17 protein-coding genes are annotated in these 23,642 nt (G+C 39.8%); 16 read left to right on the top strand and 1 reads right to left on the bottom strand.

The window, feature by feature from the left end; genetic code table 11:
- Window positions 1-116: 116 nt before the first annotated feature.
- Complete coding sequence (locus NST02_RS01130; protein ID WP_373315157.1) at window positions 117-314, bottom strand: heterocycloanthracin/sonorensin family bacteriocin; 198 nt, start codon at window positions 312-314, stop codon at window positions 117-119.
- Window positions 315-955: 641 nt separating this feature from the next.
- Here NST02_RS01130 and NST02_RS01125 point away from each other — a divergent pair.
- From NST02_RS01125 to cwlD, 16 genes are all read left to right on the top strand, one after another.
- Window positions 956-2,641, top strand: a complete 1,686-nt coding sequence (locus NST02_RS01125) for a serine hydrolase (RefSeq protein ID WP_340947733.1) — start codon at window positions 956-958, stop codon at window positions 2,639-2,641.
- A gap of 29 nt (window positions 2,642-2,670) precedes the next feature.
- Window positions 2,671-4,743, top strand: a complete 2,073-nt coding sequence (locus NST02_RS01120; RefSeq protein ID WP_340947732.1) for a glycoside hydrolase family 3 protein — start codon at window positions 2,671-2,673, stop codon at window positions 4,741-4,743.
- A gap of 84 nt (window positions 4,744-4,827) precedes the next feature.
- Window positions 4,828-6,075, top strand: coding sequence for an exo-beta-N-acetylmuramidase NamZ family protein (locus NST02_RS01115; protein WP_095313807.1), 1,248 nt, complete (start codon window positions 4,828-4,830; stop codon window positions 6,073-6,075).
- A gap of 127 nt (window positions 6,076-6,202) precedes the next feature.
- Window positions 6,203-6,628: a MarR family winged helix-turn-helix transcriptional regulator gene (locus tag NST02_RS01110; protein WP_340947729.1), complete on the top strand. Its 426-nt coding sequence runs from the start codon at window positions 6,203-6,205 to the stop codon at window positions 6,626-6,628.
- An 18-nt stretch (window positions 6,629-6,646) separates the two neighbouring features.
- Window positions 6,647-8,410: an ABC transporter ATP-binding protein gene (locus NST02_RS01105; protein WP_137744319.1), complete on the top strand. Its 1,764-nt coding sequence runs from the start codon at window positions 6,647-6,649 to the stop codon at window positions 8,408-8,410.
- Between the two features lie 25 nt (window positions 8,411-8,435).
- Complete coding sequence (locus NST02_RS01100) at window positions 8,436-10,235, top strand: ABC transporter ATP-binding protein (RefSeq protein WP_340949975.1); 1,800 nt, start codon at window positions 8,436-8,438, stop codon at window positions 10,233-10,235.
- A 322-nt stretch (window positions 10,236-10,557) separates the two neighbouring features.
- A complete protein-coding gene (locus NST02_RS01095; RefSeq protein ID WP_340947727.1) occupies window positions 10,558-11,346 on the top strand; it encodes a hypothetical protein in 789 nt (262 codons plus the stop codon).
- Window positions 11,347-11,349: 3 nt separating this feature from the next.
- Complete coding sequence (locus NST02_RS01090) at window positions 11,350-11,808, top strand: hypothetical protein (protein WP_095313813.1); 459 nt, start codon at window positions 11,350-11,352, stop codon at window positions 11,806-11,808.
- Between the two features lie 185 nt (window positions 11,809-11,993).
- The gene (locus NST02_RS01085) at window positions 11,994-13,904 is read left to right on the top strand and encodes a PTS mannitol transporter subunit IICBA (RefSeq protein WP_340947723.1); all 1,911 of its coding nucleotides are present in this window, start codon (window positions 11,994-11,996) and stop codon (window positions 13,902-13,904) included.
- Between the two features lie 76 nt (window positions 13,905-13,980).
- Entirely contained in the window at window positions 13,981-16,077 is a 2,097-nt protein-coding gene (locus tag NST02_RS01080; protein WP_340947722.1) for a BglG family transcription antiterminator, read from the top strand.
- A gap of 13 nt (window positions 16,078-16,090) precedes the next feature.
- Entirely contained in the window at window positions 16,091-17,233 is a 1,143-nt protein-coding gene (locus tag NST02_RS01075; RefSeq protein ID WP_095313817.1) for a mannitol-1-phosphate 5-dehydrogenase, read from the top strand.
- A gap of 201 nt (window positions 17,234-17,434) precedes the next feature.
- A complete protein-coding gene (locus NST02_RS01070; protein WP_212934456.1) occupies window positions 17,435-19,219 on the top strand; it encodes a sensor histidine kinase in 1,785 nt (594 codons plus the stop codon).
- Window positions 19,194-19,928 (top strand): LytR/AlgR family response regulator transcription factor, encoded by a 735-nt coding sequence (locus NST02_RS01065; RefSeq protein ID WP_095313823.1) that lies wholly within the window; start codon window positions 19,194-19,196, stop codon window positions 19,926-19,928. The genes NST02_RS01070 and NST02_RS01065 overlap by 26 nt, the downstream gene beginning before the upstream one ends.
- Before the next feature lie 144 nt (window positions 19,929-20,072).
- The gene (locus NST02_RS01060) at window positions 20,073-21,878 is read left to right on the top strand and encodes a carbon starvation CstA family protein (RefSeq protein WP_095313827.1); all 1,806 of its coding nucleotides are present in this window, start codon (window positions 20,073-20,075) and stop codon (window positions 21,876-21,878) included.
- Between the two features lie 454 nt (window positions 21,879-22,332).
- Window positions 22,333-22,776, top strand: coding sequence for a YbaK family protein (locus NST02_RS01055; protein ID WP_212934455.1), 444 nt, complete (start codon window positions 22,333-22,335; stop codon window positions 22,774-22,776).
- 94 nt (window positions 22,777-22,870) lie between these two features.
- A complete protein-coding gene (gene cwlD, locus NST02_RS01050) occupies window positions 22,871-23,593 on the top strand; it encodes an N-acetylmuramoyl-L-alanine amidase CwlD (RefSeq protein WP_095313857.1) in 723 nt (240 codons plus the stop codon).
- Window positions 23,594-23,642: the final 49 nt, after the last annotated feature.

Raw genomic sequence — 23,642 nt, 5'->3', positions numbered from 1 at the left:
GCTATGTATTACCATTCTATGTAACTTTATTTGTCCCTTATGAATAGCCAAAAAGTAATGTCCCCGCAATTTCATGCAAGGACACAATTTAATTCCCTAAAATTTTGTCAAGAGCATTAACCCCAACAGCGGAAGCAACTGGAACATCTAAAGCAGTTAAAGCAATTGAAACAGCTAAAACAGCTAAAGCAGCTAAAACATCTAAAGCATCTAAAACCTCCGCACCGACCAAAGCCTCCGAATTGTTCAAATTGACGTGCATTCTCACCATAAGGGTCCAGATGATTTAGCTCACTAACCTGGTATGGAGACATTTCCAAGTTTTGCAATTGGTTTTGAAAATTATACATTTTTTCTTCTCCTTTGTATTTATTATCAGGTTTAAACTGATACGATGGAGAGATGAATTAGACTACAATTTGAGTGGGCATCAAGCTCATCAGACAATTCATACTCTCATCAACAAAATATGATTCTATTTAGGCCGTTGTTACTAATGTCAAAGCCTAAAAACAAAGCAGACTAATATATGGAAGCTTTTTTTCGGACTACATACATAAAAGGTTACAGAGTATAAAACAAAAAATAAAATTTAGGTTGAAACTAAGCCTATCCTATTCGATTTCCAAAATTAATGAGCAAAAACGTATTACTTGGAGCGTTTGTTCGTTTCAAAATGAAAGGAATACTTGCGAAGACATCAGTAAGGTTTTCTTTTTTCAGATTAGAGGAGTATTGAAATAAAATTTTATGCATTTGTCAGAAATTTTAAAAAATAATTCCGATGACGCAATTCTTTTGTCCTGTAAAACGATATGATATGGGACCTATGTGGTATAGACTACTATACATCATTGCCTATATGCTTTTATATATAGACTGTAAGCGCTGTCGGCCTTGTCGTATATTAGGAGAGATCTTGCCTACAATGATTTAAAAGGATGAAGGAGGACATATGAACAGAAAAACGTTTATGATCACAGTTGTTTGTACAATGCTGCTAGGCACCTCTACAGCTTTTGCGGACATTGGCCATCCTTATGCTCCAACGATTGAAAAGCACGAAAAATCCTCATTTCCATTTCAGAAGCCACACCCTGTCTTTACCTGGAACTCAAAAATCATTCCTGTTTCGAGCAAGCTTCATCCAAGCTCAATACGGGGAGCCGGAATGGTAGAATTCCCACTTCAGCAAATTGATCATGTAATGAATGAAGCGATTTCGCAAAAATTAATGCCTGGAGCGGTCACCTTTGTGGCGCGAGCTGGAAAAATTGTCAAACACGACGCATTCGGCTACTCTGCCCAATATACTGACGGTCATTTTTCTGAAATGGAAAAACCGCTCGTTATGAAAAAAGACACTATTTTTGATTTAGCCTCAATTAGTAAAATTTTTACTGCGACAGCTGTGATGATTCTTTTTGAGGAAGGTTTGTTTCATCTTGATGATCCGGTGGCGGCACATATACCGGAGTTTGCTGCAAACGGAAAGGAAAATGTAACGATTCGTCAGCTGTTGACCCATACATCAGGATTTGTTTCATGGATTCCTATATATACTGAAGGAAATTCCCGGGAAGATAGGCTGAAGCTGGTATTAAACCAACCGTTGAAAAACCCGCCGGGAACAATGTACGAATACAGTGATTTAAATATGATTACGTTGGGAATTTTAATTGAACATCTGTCCGGCCAACGTCAAGATGATTTTGTCCGGGAGCATATTACAGAACCCTTAGGAATGAAAGATACAATGTATAATCCACCAGCCTCATTAAAAAGTCGCATTGCTGCGACAGAGTACCAAGCTGTACCGAATCGTGGTCTTGTCTGGGGAGAGGTTCATGATGAAAACGCGTGGTCTTTAGATGGAGTTGCTGGACATGCAGGTGTCTTTTCAACTGCAAACGATTTGGCAAAGCTTGCCCATATTTTTATTAACAAAGGAAAGTATGGCGGAAAGAGGATATTGAAGCCAGAAACAGTAGAGCTGTTGTTGGAGAATCAAACGGAAGAATTCGCAGGAAATGACCACGGTCTTGGTTGGGAATTAGGTCAAGGCTGGTATATGGATGCTCTAACAGAAGGAACCTATTCTTTTGGACATACAGGGTATACGGGGACTTCAATTGTTGTAAGCCCAAACAATAAAACAGTAGCAATCTTGCTCACCAATCGCGTCCATCCATCAAGGGATATGGGCTCAATCAATCAAACTCGTCGTTTATTTGCAAGACATGTAGCTGATTCGATTCCGGTCTCGATTCCGGGTAAAGGTGGTGCGTGGTTTGCAGGATACGGCGATATGCTCAACCGTACGATGGAAACTAAGCTTCATTTATCCAAGGACGCTAAGCTCACCTTCTCTACATGGCATATGATTGAGAATGTTTGGGATGTGGGTTCTATAGAAATTTTTAGAGAGGGCCGTTGGCAGCAGCTTGCTGTATTAACGGGAATAAGTAATGGCTGGGAGAAGAAGGAATTGGAAATACCTAGAGATGCAACGAAATTACGATTTGTTTATCGAACAGATGGCTCAACGAATTTACGCGGCTGGTATATTAAAAATCCAAAGCTAGATTCAGGAAGGAAGCTTTCCTTTGCGATAAATGAGTGGGAGCTAAGGAACTATTAAATGAAGAAAATGACTGGAGGAGAAAAACCATGCGGATCTTTTTAAAAACATTTATGATTTCCTTTCTAGCGTTTGTCCTTTTTTTATCAGGTATTCCCTTTTCAGGGGCGACAGCAGCTTCAAGGATTAAAGATTTAGTGATTGATCTCAATGTTCCACAGGTTAGAAGGGATGTAACTGATTATAAACTCGATTTAAACGCACTCCATGTTTATAAGGATGGCCACTTCATGATTGCATCTGAAAATTTAAAATGGCAATCCTCTAATAAGAATGTTGCTTCTGTGTCCCAAGATGGGGTAGTAAATCTAACGGGCCACAATGGCAAGACGTTTATCTCTGTCAGTGATGGCAAATATAGGGACAGAATTTCGATTCAATTTAAGAAAAAGCAGGATAAAATCATCGTAGGAAAAGAAAGAGGGGCGCGTTATGACCTGATTGATAATGCTATCCGGCATATGTCAATGGAAGAGAAGGTTGGACAAATGCTAATGCCTGATTTTAGAATTTGGAATGGCCAAAATGTAACGGAAGTGAATGCGGAAATTGCTGGTCTTGTCAAAGACTATCACCTCGGCGGCGTCATTTTATTCCGCGAAAATACAGTAACGGCAGAGCAAACAACTAGGCTTGTGCATGCTTATCAGGAGGCAGCGGAAAAGTATGGATTATTAGTATCCATTGATCAGGAAGGTGGAATTGTAACGCGGCTTCAAACAGGTACGGACTTTCCTGGAAACATGGCCCTTGGAGCAACGCGTTCTGAAGAACTAGCTGAAAAGGTTGGAAGGGCGATTGGTCAAGAACTTAACGCTCTTGGGATCAATATGAATTTTGGCCCTGTGCTGGATGTGAACAATAATCCAGATAATCCGGTTATTGGTGTTCGCTCATTTAGTGAGGACCCTGAGTTAGTGGCACATTTGGGGAAGGCGTATCTTAAAGGGCTTCAAGAAACCGGCACTGCGGCAACAGCAAAGCATTTTCCGGGTCATGGAGATACTGCAGTTGACTCGCATGTGGGACTTCCATCGGTGCCTCACGATCTCGATCGTTTGAAGGAAGTAGAATTATATCCTTTTCAAGAAGCGATGAATGCGGGAATCGATGCGATTATGTCAGCACACGTGACATTCCCAGAGATTGATGATACGACGGCAATCTCAAGGAAAGACGGAACGGAAGTCGCAGTACCAGGTACACTGTCCCATAAGATTTTAACGGGTTTAATGCGCGAGGAAATGGATTTTAATGGGGTGATCGTAACGGATGCAATGAATATGGCTGCCATTGCAGATCATTTTGGACCTGTAGATGCTGCGATTCGTGCTGTTAAGGCAGGTGCTGATATCGTGTTAATGCCGGTTGGCATCGTAGAAGTAGCAAATGGTCTTTACGATGCTGTGAACGCAGGCGAGATATCGGATGAGCGGTTAGAGCAATCTGTTGAGAGAATCTTAACGCTGAAGTTAAATAGAGGGATTGTTAAGGCTGAAGTCGAAAAAAGCCTTGATGAAAAGATTGAGAATGCCCTTAACGTAGTAGGTTCAGATGAACATAGAGCGATTGAAAAAGAAGCGGCCGAAAAGTCCATTACTCTTGTAAAAAATAATTCCGTTCTTCCTCTTTCCGTATCTTCGGAAGATAAGGTTGTTGTGGTCGGTGGATCTGGATACTCTATAAACCTTCTTGCTACGGAGGTACAGAGGCATCATCCAGGTGCTGTCTACATCAACGCTTCAGGGAGACTTACAGAGGCGCAATTAGAACAGGTAGAAGGGGCGAAATATATCATAGTTGGCACTTATACATCTAGTGTGAACGATAGAGCAGAAAATGCTAGTCAAATGGTGATGACAAGACAACTGATCGAGACGGGTATTCCTGTTATTGCTGTAGGGGCAAGAAATCCATATGATGTGATGTCCTACAGTGAAGTAGATGCCTATCTTGTTCAATATGGTTTTAGACCAGCAAGCTTTGAAGCAACTGTAAATACCATTTTTGGTGAAAATCATCCAACTGGAAAGCTTCCGATTACGATTTACAATCATGATGGCAGTGTTTTATACGGATTTAATCATGGATTAGGATACTAAGAGAGAAAGGGGAATTCAGCTGTAACTGCTAAGAGATACAGCTCTTTTCCTAAAATTTTGAAGGGACGAAGAGGAGGGGTAGTTTTGAAGAAGTGGTTTGCAGGATTATTAGTTCTTACTTTGTTACTATCGATTGTATCTGCCGCTGTTGCAAAGAACGATAAAGAGAAGAAGAAAAAATTTCGTTTAGGTGTAGAGGTTTTATTGCAGGATAGGATCGATTTGATCAAAGATAAGCGTGTCGGTTTAATCACGAATCCAACAGGGGTGGATCAAAACTTAACGAGTATCGTCGATCTTCTCTACAATCACAAAAATGTAAATTTAACAGCACTCTATGGTCCTGAGCATGGAGTTCGAGGAAGTGCCCAAGCAGGTGAATATGTTGAGCAGTATACTGATGAAAAAACAGGGCTGCCTGTTTACAGCTTATATGGGGCGACGAAAAAGCCAACACCTGAAATGTTAAGCAATGTCGATGTATTGTTATTTGATATCCAAGATGTGGGAGCTCGTTTTTACACATATATTTATACGATGGCATTAGCGATGGAAGCAGCGCAAGAGAATAATATTCCCATAATCGTTCTTGATCGTCCGAATCCAATTAGTGGAACAAAAGTTGAGGGACCTGTACTCGAGGATCAGTATTCTTCATTCATTGGTGAATATCCGATTCCTGTACGCCACGGAATGACGGTCGGAGAGCTGGCAAAGCTTTTTAATCGTGAATTTGAAATTGGAGCAGATTTGACTGTTGTGAAAATGGATGGCTGGAAGCGTAATATGTATTATGATGAAACGCCATTAGAATGGGTTCTCCCTTCACCTAACATGCCAACATTGGAAACGGCGCTTGTTTATCCAGGGGCAGCCCTCATTGAAGGCACGAATGTTTCTGAAGGACGGGGAACAACAAAACCATTTGAGTTGATTGGAGCGCCATTTATTAATAGCGATGAGTTAGCTGCAAAATTGAACTCCTATCGATTACCTGGTGTTACTTTCCGAGCGGCATCGTTTATCCCGACTTTCTCGAAACATGCCAATGAATTAAGTCATGGAGTTCAAATCCATGTGAAAAATAGACATTCGTTTAAGCCGTTTGAAACAGGATTGTATATTGTAAAAGCAATCCATGATCTGTATCCAAATGAATTCCAATTTAGAGCAGAAAACGCAGCAGGAATTTCTTTCTTTGATAATCTTGTCGGAAATGGCTCAATCCGCGCTGATATTAAAGCCGGCAAATCGATTGATGAAATGAAAGCAGCGTGGCAGGCTGATTTAGCTGAATTTAACAAGGATCGAAAGAAATATTTATTATATTAACCGAAAAAGAGGAGGCTCTTCTTGTTAGGAGGCCTCTTTTCATTTTGTCTTTGAAGTGTGATTAGTTGACTTCGACGGCAAACAAGAATATTATCTAATAGTGTTAGATAAATAAAGGGGGAAAATCATGAGCTATCGTGAGTTGGCAAATGAATTGTTCGGGACAATGAAAAAGATTATTCACATGCCTTTTCAGAAAAAAGTGGGGGACATCACACAAGGAGAAAGAAGAATTTTAGGCTCCCTGATATTTGAAGGAGACGGGCTAACGGCAGGTGAGCTCAGTGAAAAGCTTAACTTTAGCACCCCCCGCATTGCATCTGTTTTGAAAAGTTTGGAAAAGAAAGGATTTATCGAGCGCACTCGTGATTCAAAAGATAAACGCTTTGTTGTCGTCCATATTACGGAGACGGGGAGAAGCTTTGTTTTAGAAGAGCATGAAAAAGCGATGCTGATGTTGGAGGAGCTTCTTCAAGAACTTGGTGAAAAGGACACAAAGGAATTAATTAGAATTATGCGGCGGATTGCCGAAATTACCAACAAGAGAAAGTAAGAAAAAGGGGATTAGAATATGGTAAAAATCTTAAAACATCTGGAGAAAAAAGATTCGTTACTCATACTTGGCTGTTTAGTATTCATTGTGATGCAAGTTTGGCTCGATTTAAAGCTGCCTGATTATATGTATGAAATTACGATGCTTGTGCAAACAGAAGGAAGTCAAATGAGCGATATATTACTCCAAGGGAGCTATATGCTTTTATGTGCGGTTGGCAGTATGGGCGCGGCTATCATAGTCGGTTACTTCGCTGCAAAAGTGGCAGCGGGATTTTCCGTTCGGTTACGCGCAAAGGTATTTGAAAAGACGATGTCCTTTTCCATGGAAGAGATAAACGGATTTTCAACGGCAAGTTTAATTACTCGTTCCACCAATGATATTACACAGATTCAATTATTGATTGCGATGGGGCTGCAGGCAATTGTGAAAGCTCCGATTTTAGCTGTTTGGGCAATTGCAAAAATTATGGGTAAGAGCTGGCAATGGACAGCTGCTACTGGGCTAGCCGTAGCCTTTTTAATTTTGTTGCTGTCGATCGTGATTTTTATTGCGATGCCGAAGTTTAAAATTATTCAAGGGCTGACAGATAATTTGAATCGAGTAACAAGAGAAAATCTAACAGGAATTCGCGTTGTGCGAGCTTACAACGCAGAAGGCTATCAGGAAGCAAAATTTGAAAAGGCAAATGAAGATTTGACGAAAACCAATTTGTTTACAACTCGTTTGATGGCCTTAATGCAGCCCAGTATGGGTTTAATTATGTCAGGAATCAGCTTATCCATTTATTGGATTGGTGCATATCTCATATATAATGCTGCGGCCGTTGATCGGCTATCACTATTCTCTGATATGGTTGTATTTTCTTCTTATGCGATGCAAGTGATTATGGCGTTTATGCTTCTTTCAATTGTGTTCTTTATGCTGCCAAGAGCATCTGTATCGGCCAAGCGGATTAACGAGGTATTGGATACTGAGGCAAAGATCCTTGATGGAAATTTAACAGCAGGCAAGGAGGGGCTCGCAGGGGAAGTTGAATTTAAGAACGTCAGTTTTAAGTACCCTGATGCAGCAGATTACATTTTGCAAAACATTAGTTTTAAAGCGCACCCCGGAGAAACGGTTGCTTTCATTGGCTCAACAGGAAGTGGAAAAAGCACGCTCGTTAACCTGATTCCCCGTTTCTACGATGCTTCAGACGGTGAAGTATTAATCGATGGGATCAATGTTAAGGAGTATTCTCAAGAGGCGCTCCATAATAAGTTAGGATATGTCTCGCAAAGAGCGGTGTTATTTAGCGGTACGGTTTTATCTAATATCGCCTATGGTGATAATGGCGAGGATATTCCAGATGAAGAAATGGTGAAAAAAGCAATTGAAATTGCCCAAGGTCAAGAATTTGTAGAAAAAATGGAAGGACAGTATGAAGCAAGCGTTTCTCAAGGAGGGACAAATTTTTCCGGTGGGCAAAAGCAAAGGCTGTCGATTGCCAGAGCGATAGCGAGACGACCTGAAATTTATCTATTTGATGATTCTTTTTCAGCACTCGATTATAAAACAGATCGGGTACTGCGAAATGCATTGAAAAAGGAAATACAGAATGCGACAATGTTGATTGTTGCCCAGAGAATCGGGACGATTAAGGATGCCGATCGCATCATTGTACTCGATCAAGGAAAAGTGGCTGGAAGCGGAACACATGAGGAACTGATGCAAACCTGTAGTGTTTATCAAGAAATTGCCTATTCTCAACTGACGAAGGAGGAGCTTGAAGTTGGCTAATAAAGAAGTGACAAACGATGAAAAGATGCCTCCTCAAGGAAAAAAGGAGAAACCGATGGGAGCTTCTGGAGCGAGACCAACAAATATAAAAAAAGCGATGAAGCAGCTAATCGGCTACTGTAGGAAGTATTTAGCCATTATCCTTTTAGCGTTAATTCTTGGGATGACCGGAGCAATCTTTAATATCGTAGGACCGGATTTTCTCAGTCAAATGACGGATTTAATTGGTGAGGGACTCATGGCAGAAATGGATCTCGATGCCATTGTCCATTTGGCTGTTATTCTTGCGATTTTATACGGTTTAGGATTTTTATTTAATTATGTACAAGGATTTATTATGGCAACCGTTACGCAAAGGGTGACAAAGAGATTGAGAGCGGACATCTCAACGAAGATTAATCGACTGCCGTTAAAATACTTTGATAAAACCAGCTATGGTGATATTCTGAGCCGTGTCACCAACGATATTGATTTAATTGCCCAGACGATGAATCAGAGCTTGGGGATGCTAGTTACTTCTGTAACGATGTTTTTAGGATCGCTCGTGATGATGATTTATACGAACTGGATCATGGCTCTATCAGCAGTGTTATCGACGATCGTTGGCTTCGGTTTTATGTCGTTGATTATTTCAAAATCGCAACGGCATTTTATTCAACAACAAAAGGAATTAGGGAAGTTGAATGGACATATCGAGGAAACGTATGCTGGCCATGATGTCGTCAAGGTATACAATGGAGAGAAGGAAGCAAAAAAGATTTTTCACGATATCAATACAAGGCTGTACGATAGTGCATGGAAATCACAGTTTATGTCCGGACTTATGATGCCGCTCATGATGTTTATCGGAAATTTCGGATATGTGGTGGTTTGTATTGTGGGAGCGCTGTTAGTTCATAACGGTACAATTTCATTTGGTGTCATTGTTGCATTTATGATTTACATTCGCCTCTTTACTCAGCCGCTCTCTCAGCTTGCCCAGGTAGCGACGAGCTTACAGTCAACTGCTGCTGCAAGTGAACGGGTATTTGAATTTCTTCGTGAAGAGGAGCTGGCAGATGAGAGTGATAAAAAAGAGAAGCTCAAGACAGCTAAAGGGGATGTCGAGTTTCGAAATGTTCGATTTGGTTATAATGAAGATAAAATCGTTATTAACAATTTTACAGCAACCATTAAAGCTGGACAGAAGGTGGCCATTGTAGGTCCTACAGGAGCAGGAAAGACAACTCTCGTAAATTTACTGATGCGGTTTTATGAGGTAAACGATGGAGAAATTTTAATTGATGGAGTTCCGATCAGCAAGCTGACAAGGGATAATATTCATAATCTTTTCTGTATGGTTCTGCAGGATACGTGGCTCTTTGAAGGAACGATTCGTGAGAATATTAAATATTCCAAGGACTATGTTACAGACGAACAAGTGGAGGAAGCTTGTAAAGCAGTTGGCCTCCACCATTTTGTTCAAACATTACCGCAGGGCTATGATACCGTTTTGGATGATAAGGCCAATCTCTCTTCAGGGCAAAAACAGCTGATCACCATTGCCCGTGCGATGGTTGAAAATGCGCCATTGCTGATCTTGGACGAGGCGACAAGCTCTGTCGATACGAGAACAGAGGCATTAATCCAGAAGGCTATGGATAAGCTTATGGTTGGAAAGACATCCTTTGTCATTGCTCACCGGCTCTCTACAATTAAAAATGCAGATTTGATTATGGTGATGAAAGATGGGGACATTATCGAAAGTGGAAACCATGATGAGCTGCTTAAGAAAAAAGGCTTCTACTTTGAACTATATAATAGTCAATTTGAGCATGTATCGTAAAAATATACAGGAGCGGTTCTCAATCTATTTAGGTTGAGAGCCGTTTTTTGTGGTTTAAGAGTCGTAGATCACTGTGTATCTTCTTTCGCAACGCCTGTACCATGATTCCTTCGATCCTTTTTCGCAGGAACTGTTCTGAAGGTGCGTCTGCTTATGCGCTGATAAGTTTAGGCTTTACGTCGGAAATCTCAGTATGCCCCAGCGTACAAGTAGTGTGATTTGTGAAAATGGGCCCGAAGGTTCATTGTTGACAGAAGTCTCCTTTGCATAAAGACGCAAGACAAAAGCAATGCTAAGAAAAAAGAATTCATTGGGTGAAAAAATGAACAATTTTACAAATGATAATACAGCAAGAAGATATCAAGCACATGTCAGCATTCTTGGGACCACTCAAGTTCATCGTCGAAACCCCTACATTATCGCATGGTGGAGCGCTGCCTTCCCAGGGTTTGGCCACCTCCTATTATCAAAATATCTTCGTGGCTTCGTGCTGTTTATCTGGGAAGTCGTCGTTAATATAAAATGTAATCTCAATTTTGCCATGATCTATTCCTTCCAAGGTGAAATTGATAAGGCGAAAGATATTTTAGATACGAGGTGGCTATTAATTTATATTCCCGTTTATATATTTGGAATCTGGGATAGTTATCGCACAACGATCGACATGAACAAAGTGTATATATTAGCGGAGCGTGAAAATCACCAGTTTAATTCTTTTAGTATAGGGGCTCTTGAAATTAATTATTTGGATAGAAGAAATCCGGCTATGTCTATTATATGGTCGCTTTTTATTCCGGGACTGGGACAGCTATATTTGCATAGAATTACGACAGCTTTTTTTGTGATTATTTGGGTCGTAGTTTTCTTTTATCAATCTCGAGGTCTCGAAGCGATTTCACTATTGTTTTTAGGAGAAATTGCAGAAGCAACAAGTGTGATAAATCCCGAATGGTTTTTATTCTTTCCCTCGCTTTACGGCTTCTCTGTTTATGATTCATATAGTAATACGGTAGAAAATAATAAATTGTTTGATCAGGAACAGCGGTTGTTTTTAAAAAAGAATTATCAATTTCCAACTTTTAAAGTATTAAAAGGGCAAAAGGTGAACTAGAATATGCAGCTATTTTCTACATTTGAACATACCACTTATATTGAACTGGCTATTGCCACTTTGGAGAAAAAGGGGATTAAAAAAGAACATATCTTTGTCGTTCCCCTTGATAATCGAAAAGAGGAACATAAGGTATTCGATACAATTAACCGCTCTGATGGAACATCTTTGATTGATATTGGCGCAGCGCTATCAACAGCGTTTGCTGTTATTGGAGCGAGCATTGGCTTTAAGCTAGCATGGGGACCGATTTACTGGGGATTAATCGGAGCAGCTGTTGGGTTTTTGGTGGGCTTTGCCATTCGTCTGTTTACGGAGATCATTTTAAAAAAGAAACGGAGACAGTTGAAAGGATATCATTCGGAAGTCATTGTCATTGTGGATTGTGAAGAAGAAAAAGCAGAAATTGTCGAAAATATTCTATTTAAGCATTATGCCATCGGAGTTGCAAAAGTAAAGTGAGTCTCAAGAAAGGCTCTCCTATCTTTTTTTGAGTTCGTATCATCCAAAATCAGTTAATAATATGCGTACGTGAGATACATTACTTTTGTCTTAGTTCATGCGACAAATCTAGATTTTGACTTTGTTGATAACGCTGTCATTCTAAGATAGGATGATCATGAACGAACTATAAAGGGGAGATGAAAATGTCTCAGTCTAATATTAAGGTTGCTGTACAGAAGTTCGGTAATTTTCTTAGCTCGATGGTGATGCCGAACATCTCTGCATTCATCGCATGGGGTTTGATTACAGCGTTATTTATACCAGATGGCTTATGGCCAAATGAAGAATTAGCTACTATGGTCGGTCCAATGGTGACTTACTTACTACCGATTTTAATCGGATATACAGGTGGTAAACTTGTATATGATCAACGCGGGGCAGTTGTTGGTGCGATCGCAACAATGGGAGTAATCGCCGGTGCAGAAATCCCGATGTTCCTAGGGGCAATGGTTATTGGTCCACTTGGTGGGTGGGTCATCAAGAAGTTTGACCAAATGATTGAAGGAAAGATCCGTGCAGGGTTTGAAATGTTAGTGAATAACTTCTCTGCTGGTATTTTAGGAGCTATTATTGCTATTCTTTCTTTCTTAGGTGTGGGTCCAGTTATTAATACGTTTACGAACATGCTTATAGCTGGAGTTGACTGGATGGTTGGTACAGGATTACTGCCGTTAACAAGTATCCTTATTGAACCAGCAAAAGTATTATTCTTAAACAATGCTATTAACCATGGTGTCCTTTCACCAATTGGGATTGAACAGGTAAAAGAAACAGGACAGTCGATTCTCTTCTTATTAGAAGCAAATCCTGGTCCTGGTATCGGTGTTCTACTTGCGTATATGTTTTTTGGAAAGGGTGCTGCGAAAAGGTCTGCTCCAGGTGCAGGAGTCATCCATTTCTTCGGAGGAATTCATGAAATTTATTTCCCGTATATTTTAATGCGTCCCCTTCTGATTGTGGCTGTTATTCTAGGTGGGATGAGCGGCGTCTTCACATTAGTTCTACTTAATGGTGGATTATTTGCTCCGTCTTCGCCGGGAAGTATTTTTGCAATTACTGCGGTAACACCACATCATGCAAGTGCCTATTTGGCTAACTTTGCAGGTGTTATTGTGGCTGCGGTTGTATCATTCCTTGCTTCCTCTTTTATTTTAAAAACAGGAAAACAAAACGAAGATGATATCGAAGCAGCCGCTCAAAAAATGCAGGAAATGAAAGGCAAGAAAAGCTCTGTTGCCAATGCATTTGCAGGAAGTCAAGGAGCAATGCCGGATCATGTGACTAAAATTATTTTTGCTTGTGATGCTGGAATGGGTTCAAGTGCAATGGGCGCATCTCTTCTTCGTAAAAAAGTGAAAGAGGCAGGCATGGATGTAACGGTAACCAATACATCGATCAGCAATCTTCCTGCAGATGCCCAGGTTGTTATTACGCAGGAGGAATTAACGCCAAGAGCACGAAACAAAGTGCCGAATGCTTACCATATTTCAGTGGATAATTTTTTATCAAGCCCAGAATATGATAAGTTGATAAGTAAATTACAATTTCCAGCCAATTCGGAACTTTATGAAATCGTTGATAATGCAGAGGATGCTGGAACTGAAAATCAGTCTGAAGCAGGGAAGTTTGAAGGTTTGCTCCTTCCGGAAAATGTCTTTTTAAATCAAAAGTTTGCCAACAAGGAAGAGGCTATTCGTTTTGCAGGAAAAGCGCTAGTCAATGCAGGATATGCTGAAGAAAGCTATATCGAGGCAATGATTGAGCGTGAGCAAATGACTTCAACTTATATGGGCAATGATGTTGCGATTCCGCATGGAACAGAGGCTGGAAAAAAAGCGGTGCTTAAATCTGGATTTACCGTTATACAAGTGCCGGAAGGTATTGATTTTGATGGTCAAAAAGTTCGCTTGATTTTTGGTATTGCTGGAAAGGATGGAACGCATCTTGAAATTCTTTCTGGAATAGCTGTAACATGCTCTGATATGGAGAATATTGAAAAAATGGTTGAGGCAAAAACGGCTCAAGAGATTATTGATATTATTGGGAAGAAATAAATGCTTACTGAATAGAAAAGCGTATCGCTGGCGCTTTTCTATTTAGTGTTTTTGCTATTTTATCAGGAACGAGTTGATGGCTATGCACATTACTTCGAGGGAAAAAGCGATCATTGAACTGATTATTAAAACATCAGGAAAGCACACAGCTTTATCGATTTCCTCCTCTCTTCATGTAAGTGCTAGGACGATTCAACGAGATTTGAAGGCAGTGGAGAAGATCTTAGCACATTATGATCTGAAATTGTCGCGCAACAAGAACGAAGGACTAGTAATTGAAGGAAAAAACGAACAGATCTTTCGCCTTGTTCAACATTTAACCTCTAGTGATCCGATTGATGAAACACCACAGGAACGGAAGTTGCGCCTCTTGTTGGCAATCTTGAATGAGGATATGTATAAGACTCAGCTGTTAGCAAATTATCTTGGTGTTAGCACAGCTACTTTAGCTGTTTATTTAGATGAGCTCACGGCTTGGCTTAGTTATTTTCAGTTAAAGCTTACGAGGAAAAGAGGCGTGGGCGTTGAGTTAGATGGCAATGAAGCAAACAAGCGCAGAGCGCTCGCTTACTTTTTTATGCAAAACTTCCATGATGAGTTGATAGAGAAGTTATTTCTCTTAGAGCAGGATGCACTTCACGAAGAAAAAATATTATTTTATTTTACGCCAGACTATTTACAAGAAGTGAACATTCTTGTTACGGAAGCCTTTCATAGTGCTCCTGAACGATTAGCTGACAGCGGGTTTTTGGAAATGCTTCTCCATATCTATATTACTTTACAGAGAATTGATGCTGACAACCTTATGGACGAGGAAATAAGCTTAACTGAAAGTGAGGTTGCGGCAGAATACGAATTGATGGAACAGATTGTGAGAAAATTGGAAGAGACATTTGATGTAGAGGTATCAAAGGAAGATATATTTTATTTAGCTCTTATTCTCAAGGGATCAAAGCTCCGGGCTTCTGATGCTGTTCCGAATGACAGCATCATTTTTGCCCAGAAAATAAAAAATGTGATCCAATCCGTTTCCAATCAATTACATGTAGATTTGACACAGGATTTTTCTCTGTTTCAGGGATTGCTCGCTCATATGGGCCCTTCCTTGTTTCGGATAAAACAAAAGATGGAGACCTTTAATCCGCTAAAAGAAGAAATTAAAAAGAAGTATCCAGTTCTCTTTATGGCGGTAAAAAACAGTGTTGAACGAGAGTTTCAAGAAATTGATTATTTCCCCGAAGATGAGATTGCCTTCATGGTTTTGCATTTTGGTTCAGCGCTTGTCATGCGTGAAGAGCATTTAATCATTAAAGCATTGGTTATTTGTCCTACTGGAATTGGAACATCAAAGATGCTGGCCAGTCGCATAAAAAAAGAAATAAGCGAAATCAATCAGATTGAAATCATGTCTATTAAAGATATAAAGAGTCAGGTGGATTTAAAATCATATGACATGATTATTTCTACTGTTCGTTTGCCTTTTATAAATGTTGAGTACACACTGGTGAATCCGCTGTTAACAGAGGCCAATATTGCCACTATTAAGTCGTTTTTACAAAATCATATTGCCTCGCTAACAACAGGTAAGCAGTATGCTGAAGTGGATCACTTTCCAAAAGTTTATGAAGAAAATTTGGGTTTAAACGATATGTTGCAAGACTTGAAGGATGTTCAACAAAGTGTTGAGGCGATAGCAAATCATTTTCGCTTTTATCGGAGAGAACGATGGGAAAGTCAAGAGGAAATTTTGGAAGCGATGTTGCAAAAGGCCGAAGAGGAATCCTTGCTTGAGAACCGGACAGACGTCCTCAAATCTTTAAGAGAGCGCGAGACTCTAGGCGGACTTGGAATTCCGCAAACGAATATTGCCCTCTTTCATGCAAGGAACAAGCATGTCCATCAGCTTATTTTTCAAATCACTCACCTCCCGAATCCGTGTCTTGTAAAGGGGATGGACGGCAATGATGTGTTAATGAAGAACTTGATTCTCATGCTTGCTCCTGCGGAATTAAGCTTGAGAGAACAGGAGATATTAAGTCTGATTAGTACGAGTATCATCGAAACAGATGAGTCGCTGCTTATTTTTTCTTCGGCAAATGAGGATTTGATATATAACAAGTTGAAATCGATCCTTGTGAAGTATATTGAAACCAATTTTAAAATCATGAAATAAAGGGATGATTCAGATGAGAAAAGCAGTACATTTTGGAGCAGGGAATATAGGGAGAGGGTTCATCGGCGCTCTTTTTTCTCAATCAGGATACGAGGTTATCTTTGTCGACATTGCAGACCAAATTATCGACCAACTGAATGAGAAGAAAGAATACCGCGTGGTGCTTGCCACAGATACAAAGGAATCGCTGAAGATTGACAATGTCTCAGGTTTAAATAATCTAAAGCAGGAACAAGAAGTGATTGCTGCCATAAAAGATGCCGTCTATTTAACGACTGCGATTGGTCCCAGTATCCTCCCGAGAATTGCCCCTTTAATTGCAAAAGGGTTGGCAGCTAGAGTGGAGGAAAACAAGGAAAGACTGTACGTCATTGCTTGTGAGAATCAAATTTCAGCAACGGACTTGTTAAAAGGTTATATTATGGAGCATCTTGATCAGAAGGCACAAGAGAAGGTACTTGCACAAGTTTCATTTTTGAATTCAGCTGTCGATCGGATTGTGCCAATTCAAAATAATGAAGGTTCCCTTGATGTTCTTGTTGAACCTTACTATGAATGGGTAGTGGAAACAAAGGAGGAAATCCCTCGAATTGAAGGGATGACGATTGTTCCTGAGCTAGCTCCGTTCATCGAGAGAAAGCTGTTTACTGTAAACACGGGGCATGCGGTAATTGCTTATTTTGGATATTTGGCGGGTAAAGAAACAATCGATCAAACATTGGCTGATGAAGAAATTTATAAGCAAGTAAAAGCAACCCTTGGTGAAACGGGCGCCTATTTAATTAATGAATACCGGTTAGATGCGGATGTGCATCAGAAATATATTGATAAAATTATTGGTCGTTTCGAAAATGCTCATTTAAATGATGGTGTTACAAGAGTGGGACGTTCACCACTTCGAAAATTAGGGCATGAGGATCGATTAGTTCGACCAGCAGTACAGGCGCAAAAGGCTGGTCTATCATATACGAATTTAGCAAAGGCGATTGCTGCTGCATTAATGTTCGATTTCAGTGGAGATGAAGATGCAGTTAAGCTTCAAGCTATGCTTCAAAAACACGGTATAGACTATGTTTTGCAGGAAGTATCTGGCTTGGAATCAACAAATGAATTGACAAAAGAGATTGTTGCACAATATGAGGAATTGAAAAAATAAATTTACTTTTGCCGTCGAGATTTATCTCGACGGCTTTTTAACGGTCTAGAAATAGATAAATTTCGTTTGTTGTGGATCACCTGTTAATGATTGTATCTATATCTAGCTTTAAGCGATAAGTATAATTCTAAAACTTCAGGTCTTTTTTAATCTTAAAAAATCTTTATAATGAGGTTAGATGAGGATAAAGGTTGGATAAGGATGATAAATTTAGTCCCTATAATGTTGGAAAAGGTCGGTATTATTGTAATTGTAGCTTTTCTGCTTTCACAAATGAAATCTTTTCGTCAAATTGTTCAATATCAGAACAATCCCAATGAGAAATTAATATTGATTATGTTATTTGGAGGCTTTGGAATACTGAGTAATTATACTGGGATTGTCATTCATCCTGATACGATTGAGAGAGCAGCCTGGCTGGCAGAATTAGAGGCGGATAATGCATTGGCAAATACAAGAGTAATGGGGACGGTAATTGGTGGGCTTTTAGGTGGTCCATTGGTGGGTTTGGGTGCCGGCCTCATTGCAGGCATACATCGATATTCACTTGGGGGATTTACCGCTTTCTCTTGCTCGCTTTCAACAATTTTAGCAGGAATGATCTCTGGATACTTAGGCTACAAGAGAAAAAAGCAGGGGAAAAAGATTGATACCCCATTTGCGGTTTTTGTGGGGATGTTTTTAGAGGCTGTACAGATGCTAATCATTCTTTTGACCGCCAAACCTTTTGAGCAAGCTTGGAATGTTGTTGAGTTAATTGCTTTTCCGATGATTTTAGTCAATGGTTTTGGAATGATGCTATTTTTATTTATTATTCAATTTATTAAGCGAGATGAGGAACGGACGCGTGCGAGTCAAACGAACAGGGCCTTTCTTATTGCCGATCAAACACTGCCATTTTTTCGTCAAGGGTTAAATATTCATTCCTGCACAGAAATTGCAGAAATTATTTTAAAACTGACGGATTCGGATGCTGTAGCCATAACTGATGACAAACTTGTTTTGGCACACGTGGGAAAAGCTTCGGACCACCATATTCCAGGTGGGAAACCGGAAACGGACTTAACGCGTAGAGTTCTGGAGGGTGGGAAAATCTCTATTGCAAGATCAAAAAGGGAAATTGCATGTTTGCATGATGAGTGCCCTCTAGAGGCAGCCATCGTTTTACCTTTAAAGGTAAAAGGGAAAACAGTCGGAACGTTAAAAATGTACTATGCGTCCCAAGAAAAGCTTGACCAAGTAGAGCAGCAATTGGCAGAAGGACTAGCTAACTTATTTTCTACACAATTAGAATTAGCTCAGGCAGAGAAGCAAGCAGAACTACTAAAGGATGCCGAAATTAAAGCTTTACAGGCCCAGGTTCATCCCCACTTCCTATTTAATAGCATAAACACTATTTCTGCGCTTTGCCGTACAGATGTCAATAAAGCACGTAAATTATTATTAGAGCTCAGTTCTTTCTTTCGTGGCAATCTTCAAGGAGCAAGGCAAATGCTCATTCCCCTTGAAAAAGAGTTAGAAAATGTTAAAGCCTATATCGCTTTGGAGCAGAGTCGTTTTCCAAATAAATTTATGATTGATTTTTCAGTAGAACCTAATTTAGAGACCGTTTTGCTACCACCATTTACCTTACAGCCTCTCGTTGAGAATGCTATTCACTATGGTTTTCCGCGTAGCAAAAAGGAGGGGCATATTTCTGTTCAAATTAAAACGGTAGATGGACAATTGCAAATCATGGTGTCAGATGATGGCCAGGGGGTGCCTAAAGAGAAAATTGAACTTTTAGGTAAACAAGTCGTAAAGTCAAAAAAAGGGAATGGGACTGCCCTTTTCAATATTAGTGAAAGGCTAAATGGGATTTATAGCGGTCAAGCAAGTATGCAAATTAAAAGTCAAGCAGGGGATGGGACAACAATTATGATTTCTATTCCACTTGATGAAAAGGGAGTTTTCGAGAAAAATGCTGAAAGCCTATATTGTGGATGATGAACCCTTAGCTAGGGATGAATTAAAATATTTATTAAATCGTAGCAAGGAAGTAGAAGTTATTGGCGAAGGTGATGGTATAGATGTAGCGTTGATGGAAATTACCTCTCTTAAGCCAGACTTAATATTTATCGATATCGAGCTTGATTCTGAGAATGGTTTAAGTTTAGCTCAACATTTGGAGTTTTTGAATCCACCGCCAGCTATAGTCTTTGCAACAGCTTATGATGAATATGCGTTACAAGCATTTGAATCAAATGCAGTTGATTATATTTTAAAGCCTTTTGATGAAAATCGCCTTCAGAGAACATTGGAGAAAATTAGTAACCTAAGGTATAGAGGGCAAGAAACGCCTGATGCTTCAAAGCTTATTAAACAGAATAATGATAAGCTGGTGATTCTTGTGGACGAAAGAATCGTTTTACTACACCATGATGATATTTTATTTTTGCATTCATCCGAGGGAAAAAGCACTATTAAAACGATAGAGAATGAGTATAAGGTAAGCGAGCCGCTAGTTGTATTAGAAAAAAAATTGAATAACACAGCGTTTATTCGTGTTCATCGCAGCTTTATTGTTCACATGGACCATATCGTTGAAATAGAGCCATGGTTTAATTCTACTTATAACTTAAGATTGAAAGATGGTTCGACCGTTCCTGTGAGTAGAACTTATGTGAAAGATTTAAAGCGAAAGATAGGTTTCTGAATTTTTCGTTTTATTATTTGTAATTCATCGGTTCATGTTGGTAATTCAGCCGCCCATTTCTGCAATTTATCCTGAAAATGCCATGAAAGCCTTTACATCGTGTACTATTGTTGATGTATAACAGAATGTGAAGGGGGTCATTGTATGAATGCAGTTACAATTGTAGTTGCGGGGATATGTATTCTTTTAATTGCTTATCGCTTATATGGTACCTTTATGGCGGCAAAAGTATTAAAATTAGACGATTCAAAGCCGACACCAGCTCATAAATTGGAGGATGGTAAAGATTATGTACCTACAAACAAGTGGGTAACATTTGGCCATCACTTTGCGGCTATTGCGGCGGCGGGCCCTTTAGTAGGTCCGATTTTGGCGGCACAATTCGGTTATTTGCCAGGATTAGTGTGGTTGCTTGTCGGAGCTGTAATTGGTGGAGCGGTGCACGATTTAGTTGTGTTATTTGCTTCTATGCGTAGAGATGGAAAGTCGCTATCAGAGGTTGCAAGAGAAGAGCTTGGCCCTGTAGCAGGCTTTTGTGCAGGGTTAGCGATGTTGTTTATCATCACAATTACCATGGCAGGTTTGTCACTGGTTGTATTGAGCGCGTTAGAAAGAAACCCATGGGGAACCTTTGCAGTCGGAATCACCATTCCCATTGCTATGGGAGTTGGATTATACCATAAAAAAACAGGAAATTTAAAGGCTGCTACTATCGTTGGTTTCGGATTAATTATGGCTGCGATTATCTGGGGACCCAATATTCAAGGAACAGCTTTAGGTGATCTGCTGACCCTTGAAAAGAGTACACTAGCTATTATTTTACCTATTTATGCCTTTTTTGCTGCTGCGCTTCCAGTTTGGTTATTACTTGCACCACGTGATTACTTGAGTACTTTTATGAAAATTGGTGTTTTTGCAGCTTTAATTGTTGGAGTATTTATCGTCAATCCAGATGTTCAGTTTCCTGCATTTACAGAATTTATTAATGGTGGTGGACCGGTTATAGCGGGTCCGGTGTGGCCATTTGTATCAATTACCATTGCCTGTGGGGCGATTTCCGGTTTCCATGCATTCGTTGGATCTGGCACAACTCCAAAAATGGTCAATCGTTGGAGTGATGCCAAGGGAGTAGCGTTCGGAGCCATGCTCGTCGAATGTTTAGTAGGGATCATGGCTTTAATTGCTGCGGTTTCTCTCCAACCAGGAGACTACTTTGCCATCAATTCAACACCTGAAAAATTTGAGACATTAGGAATGGAGACGGTACATTTAAGAACCCTTGAAGAAGAGGTAGGAATGGATCTTGAAGGTAGAACAGGTGGAGCGGTTACGCTTGCTGTAGGAATGACATATATCTTCACGGAAATTCCCATCTTTGAAAAGATGGCCTCTTACTTCTATCAGTTTGTTATCCTATTTGAAGCTGTGTTTATCCTAACCGCCATAGATTCTGGAACAAGGGTTGCGCGCTATCTTATACAGGATTTCTTTGGAAACTTCTTTAAACCGTTAAAACGCACGGATTCATTAGGAGCCAATATTTTTGCAAGTGCTCTGGCTTGTTTTGTCTGGGGTTATCTTCTTTACTCAGGGGACATTAGTTCGGTATGGGCATTGTTCGGGGTTTCAAATCAATTGATGGCTTCTATCGGTCTTGTTGTTGGGGCAACAGTTGTATTGAAGGTCGCTGAAAAGCGCTGGTATATGCTGACATGTCTTGTACCACTTGCTTATCTATATATAACAGTGAATGTGGCAGGGTATTGGATGGTTAAAAATGTCTATTTAAATTCAGCAAACCCGGGGTATAATGTGCTGAATGGAATCATCTCGATTGTCATGCTTGTACTTGGTGTGGTCATTATCATAACTGCTATACGAAAATGGAGCCAATTATTTAAAATACCACAATCAGATTTAGTCGAGCTTTCGAAAAAAGAAGTTGCTTAAGTTAGAAATCGCTTACAGCGTTCATCTAAGGATGATCGCTGTATTTGTTTTTTCATGTTGATTTCGGTTCATTTTAGCTTTGAGGTCAAGCTGAAATTTACAAAAAAGTGGCAATCATGACTTAGCCAATCATCTCGTTTATTGGATGTTGGCAGAAAAGGGGCTTAAGCCTAAACAGCGTTAGGAGTTGTTTTTTTTAACATGAGGTCGGTTGGAATTACTGCCATATCTTTAATTCTGGGGGTACAGCATATTTGAATTAATTTTTTTAAGCGTTTCTTGATTTCCTTAAAGGCTCCATCAATCTGTTTGATGAAGACCATTGCTATTCCTGTTAATTTGAATCGTTGCTCTTCTTTCCATTCAGATTAAAAATTGGCAATCGGAATCAAGCGACGTTTTGGTATTTCTCTTTTGAAGTCGATAAAGACTATGCAAAAGGGGTGAGTAATCCGTGAATTTGGTGACAACCTTAAATGAAAAAAGAAGAGAGAAACAGATGAAATATGAAAAATCTGTTTTAAGAGAAATCTCGCTTAAAACGTTAAAAGAACGTGTGAACCAATTTTTCGGTTCGTCTGATTTAACGTCCAGTCTTATTTTACAAGCCGGAATTGAAGAGGCTTGTTACGATGTGGCGATAGAAGCGTATTTATTAGGGGCTCATTTTAGCCGTTTCGGTTATTATGGCGAATCGGTGGAGAGCGTTAAGAATAGATGCAGAAAAGAAGAAAAACATCTTATTGATACATTATATAATTTCTTGCTTTATTGGGGGAAAGGGATGGAAGGGATTTACAGCGAGTCCCTCTATTATGTATGTGAGCAGTATGTGGATAGTTGGTGGATGGAAGGCTTTCGCAAGGGAGAAAGGAGACATAAGCTAAGGCTTCACTAGGGGGATGAAAAGAGCAAAGATTATTTGTTCTAATCCTTCTTCTTGTCCCATATATTGAAATGAAAAGGACGAGCAGGAAGGGTTGGTTATGGGAATGAATAGAAGGAAGATAAAAATTGCTGCATTTCTTGTAGGGCTTACCCTCTTAATTTTCATTTTACAATACGACTTTCGAAATGATAACTCAATTAAGCCGTGGAACCTTCCTTTATCTGGAGAGATTATTTTATTAGATCCTGGCCACGGCGGTCCCGATGGAGGTGCTGGCGACAGTGAAGCACTAGAAAAGGATATCGCATTAACGATTGCCTTTAAATTAAGAGATTATTTGCAGCAACAGGGTGCTTTAGTGATGATGACAAGGGAAGAAGATATTGATCTGGCAGATGAAGAAACAAAGGGTCTTAGTCGCAGAAAAACAGAGGATTTGAAGCGAAGACTAGAGATGATCAATGAATCGGAAGCGGATTTTTACGTCAGTATTCATTTGAATGCAATTCCTTCTCCAAGGTGGAGTGGAGCGCAAACTTTTTATGCTAGTCAAATTTCTGAAAATGCTCGGGCGGCAAAATTTATTCAAGATGAACTTCGTCATAATTTAGAAAACACGACGAGAAAGGCAAAGCCGATTAATCAAGTGTATATTTTAAAATATGCGAAAAAACCTGGCGTGCTTGTTGAAGTGGGATTTTTGTCTAACCCGGCGGAGCGTGAAAGACTTATGCAGGAAGACTATCAAGAACAAATAGCCGCGTCTGTTTATAAAGGCATATTGCGCTACTACTCGAAAGAGGATGAGCTGGAGGAGAGCGAATAGGAAGGCGTTAGAAGCCTTCTTTTTGGCTTGCCCAAAAAGGGTGTGATCG

It is taken from the genome of Robertmurraya sp. FSL W8-0741 (assembly GCF_038004005.1).
GTDB classification, from domain to species: Bacteria; Bacillota; Bacilli; order Bacillales; family Cytobacillaceae; genus Robertmurraya; species Robertmurraya siralis.
Note: the sequence above shows the minus strand (reverse complement) of the source record. Positions and strands in the feature narration are given on the sequence as shown.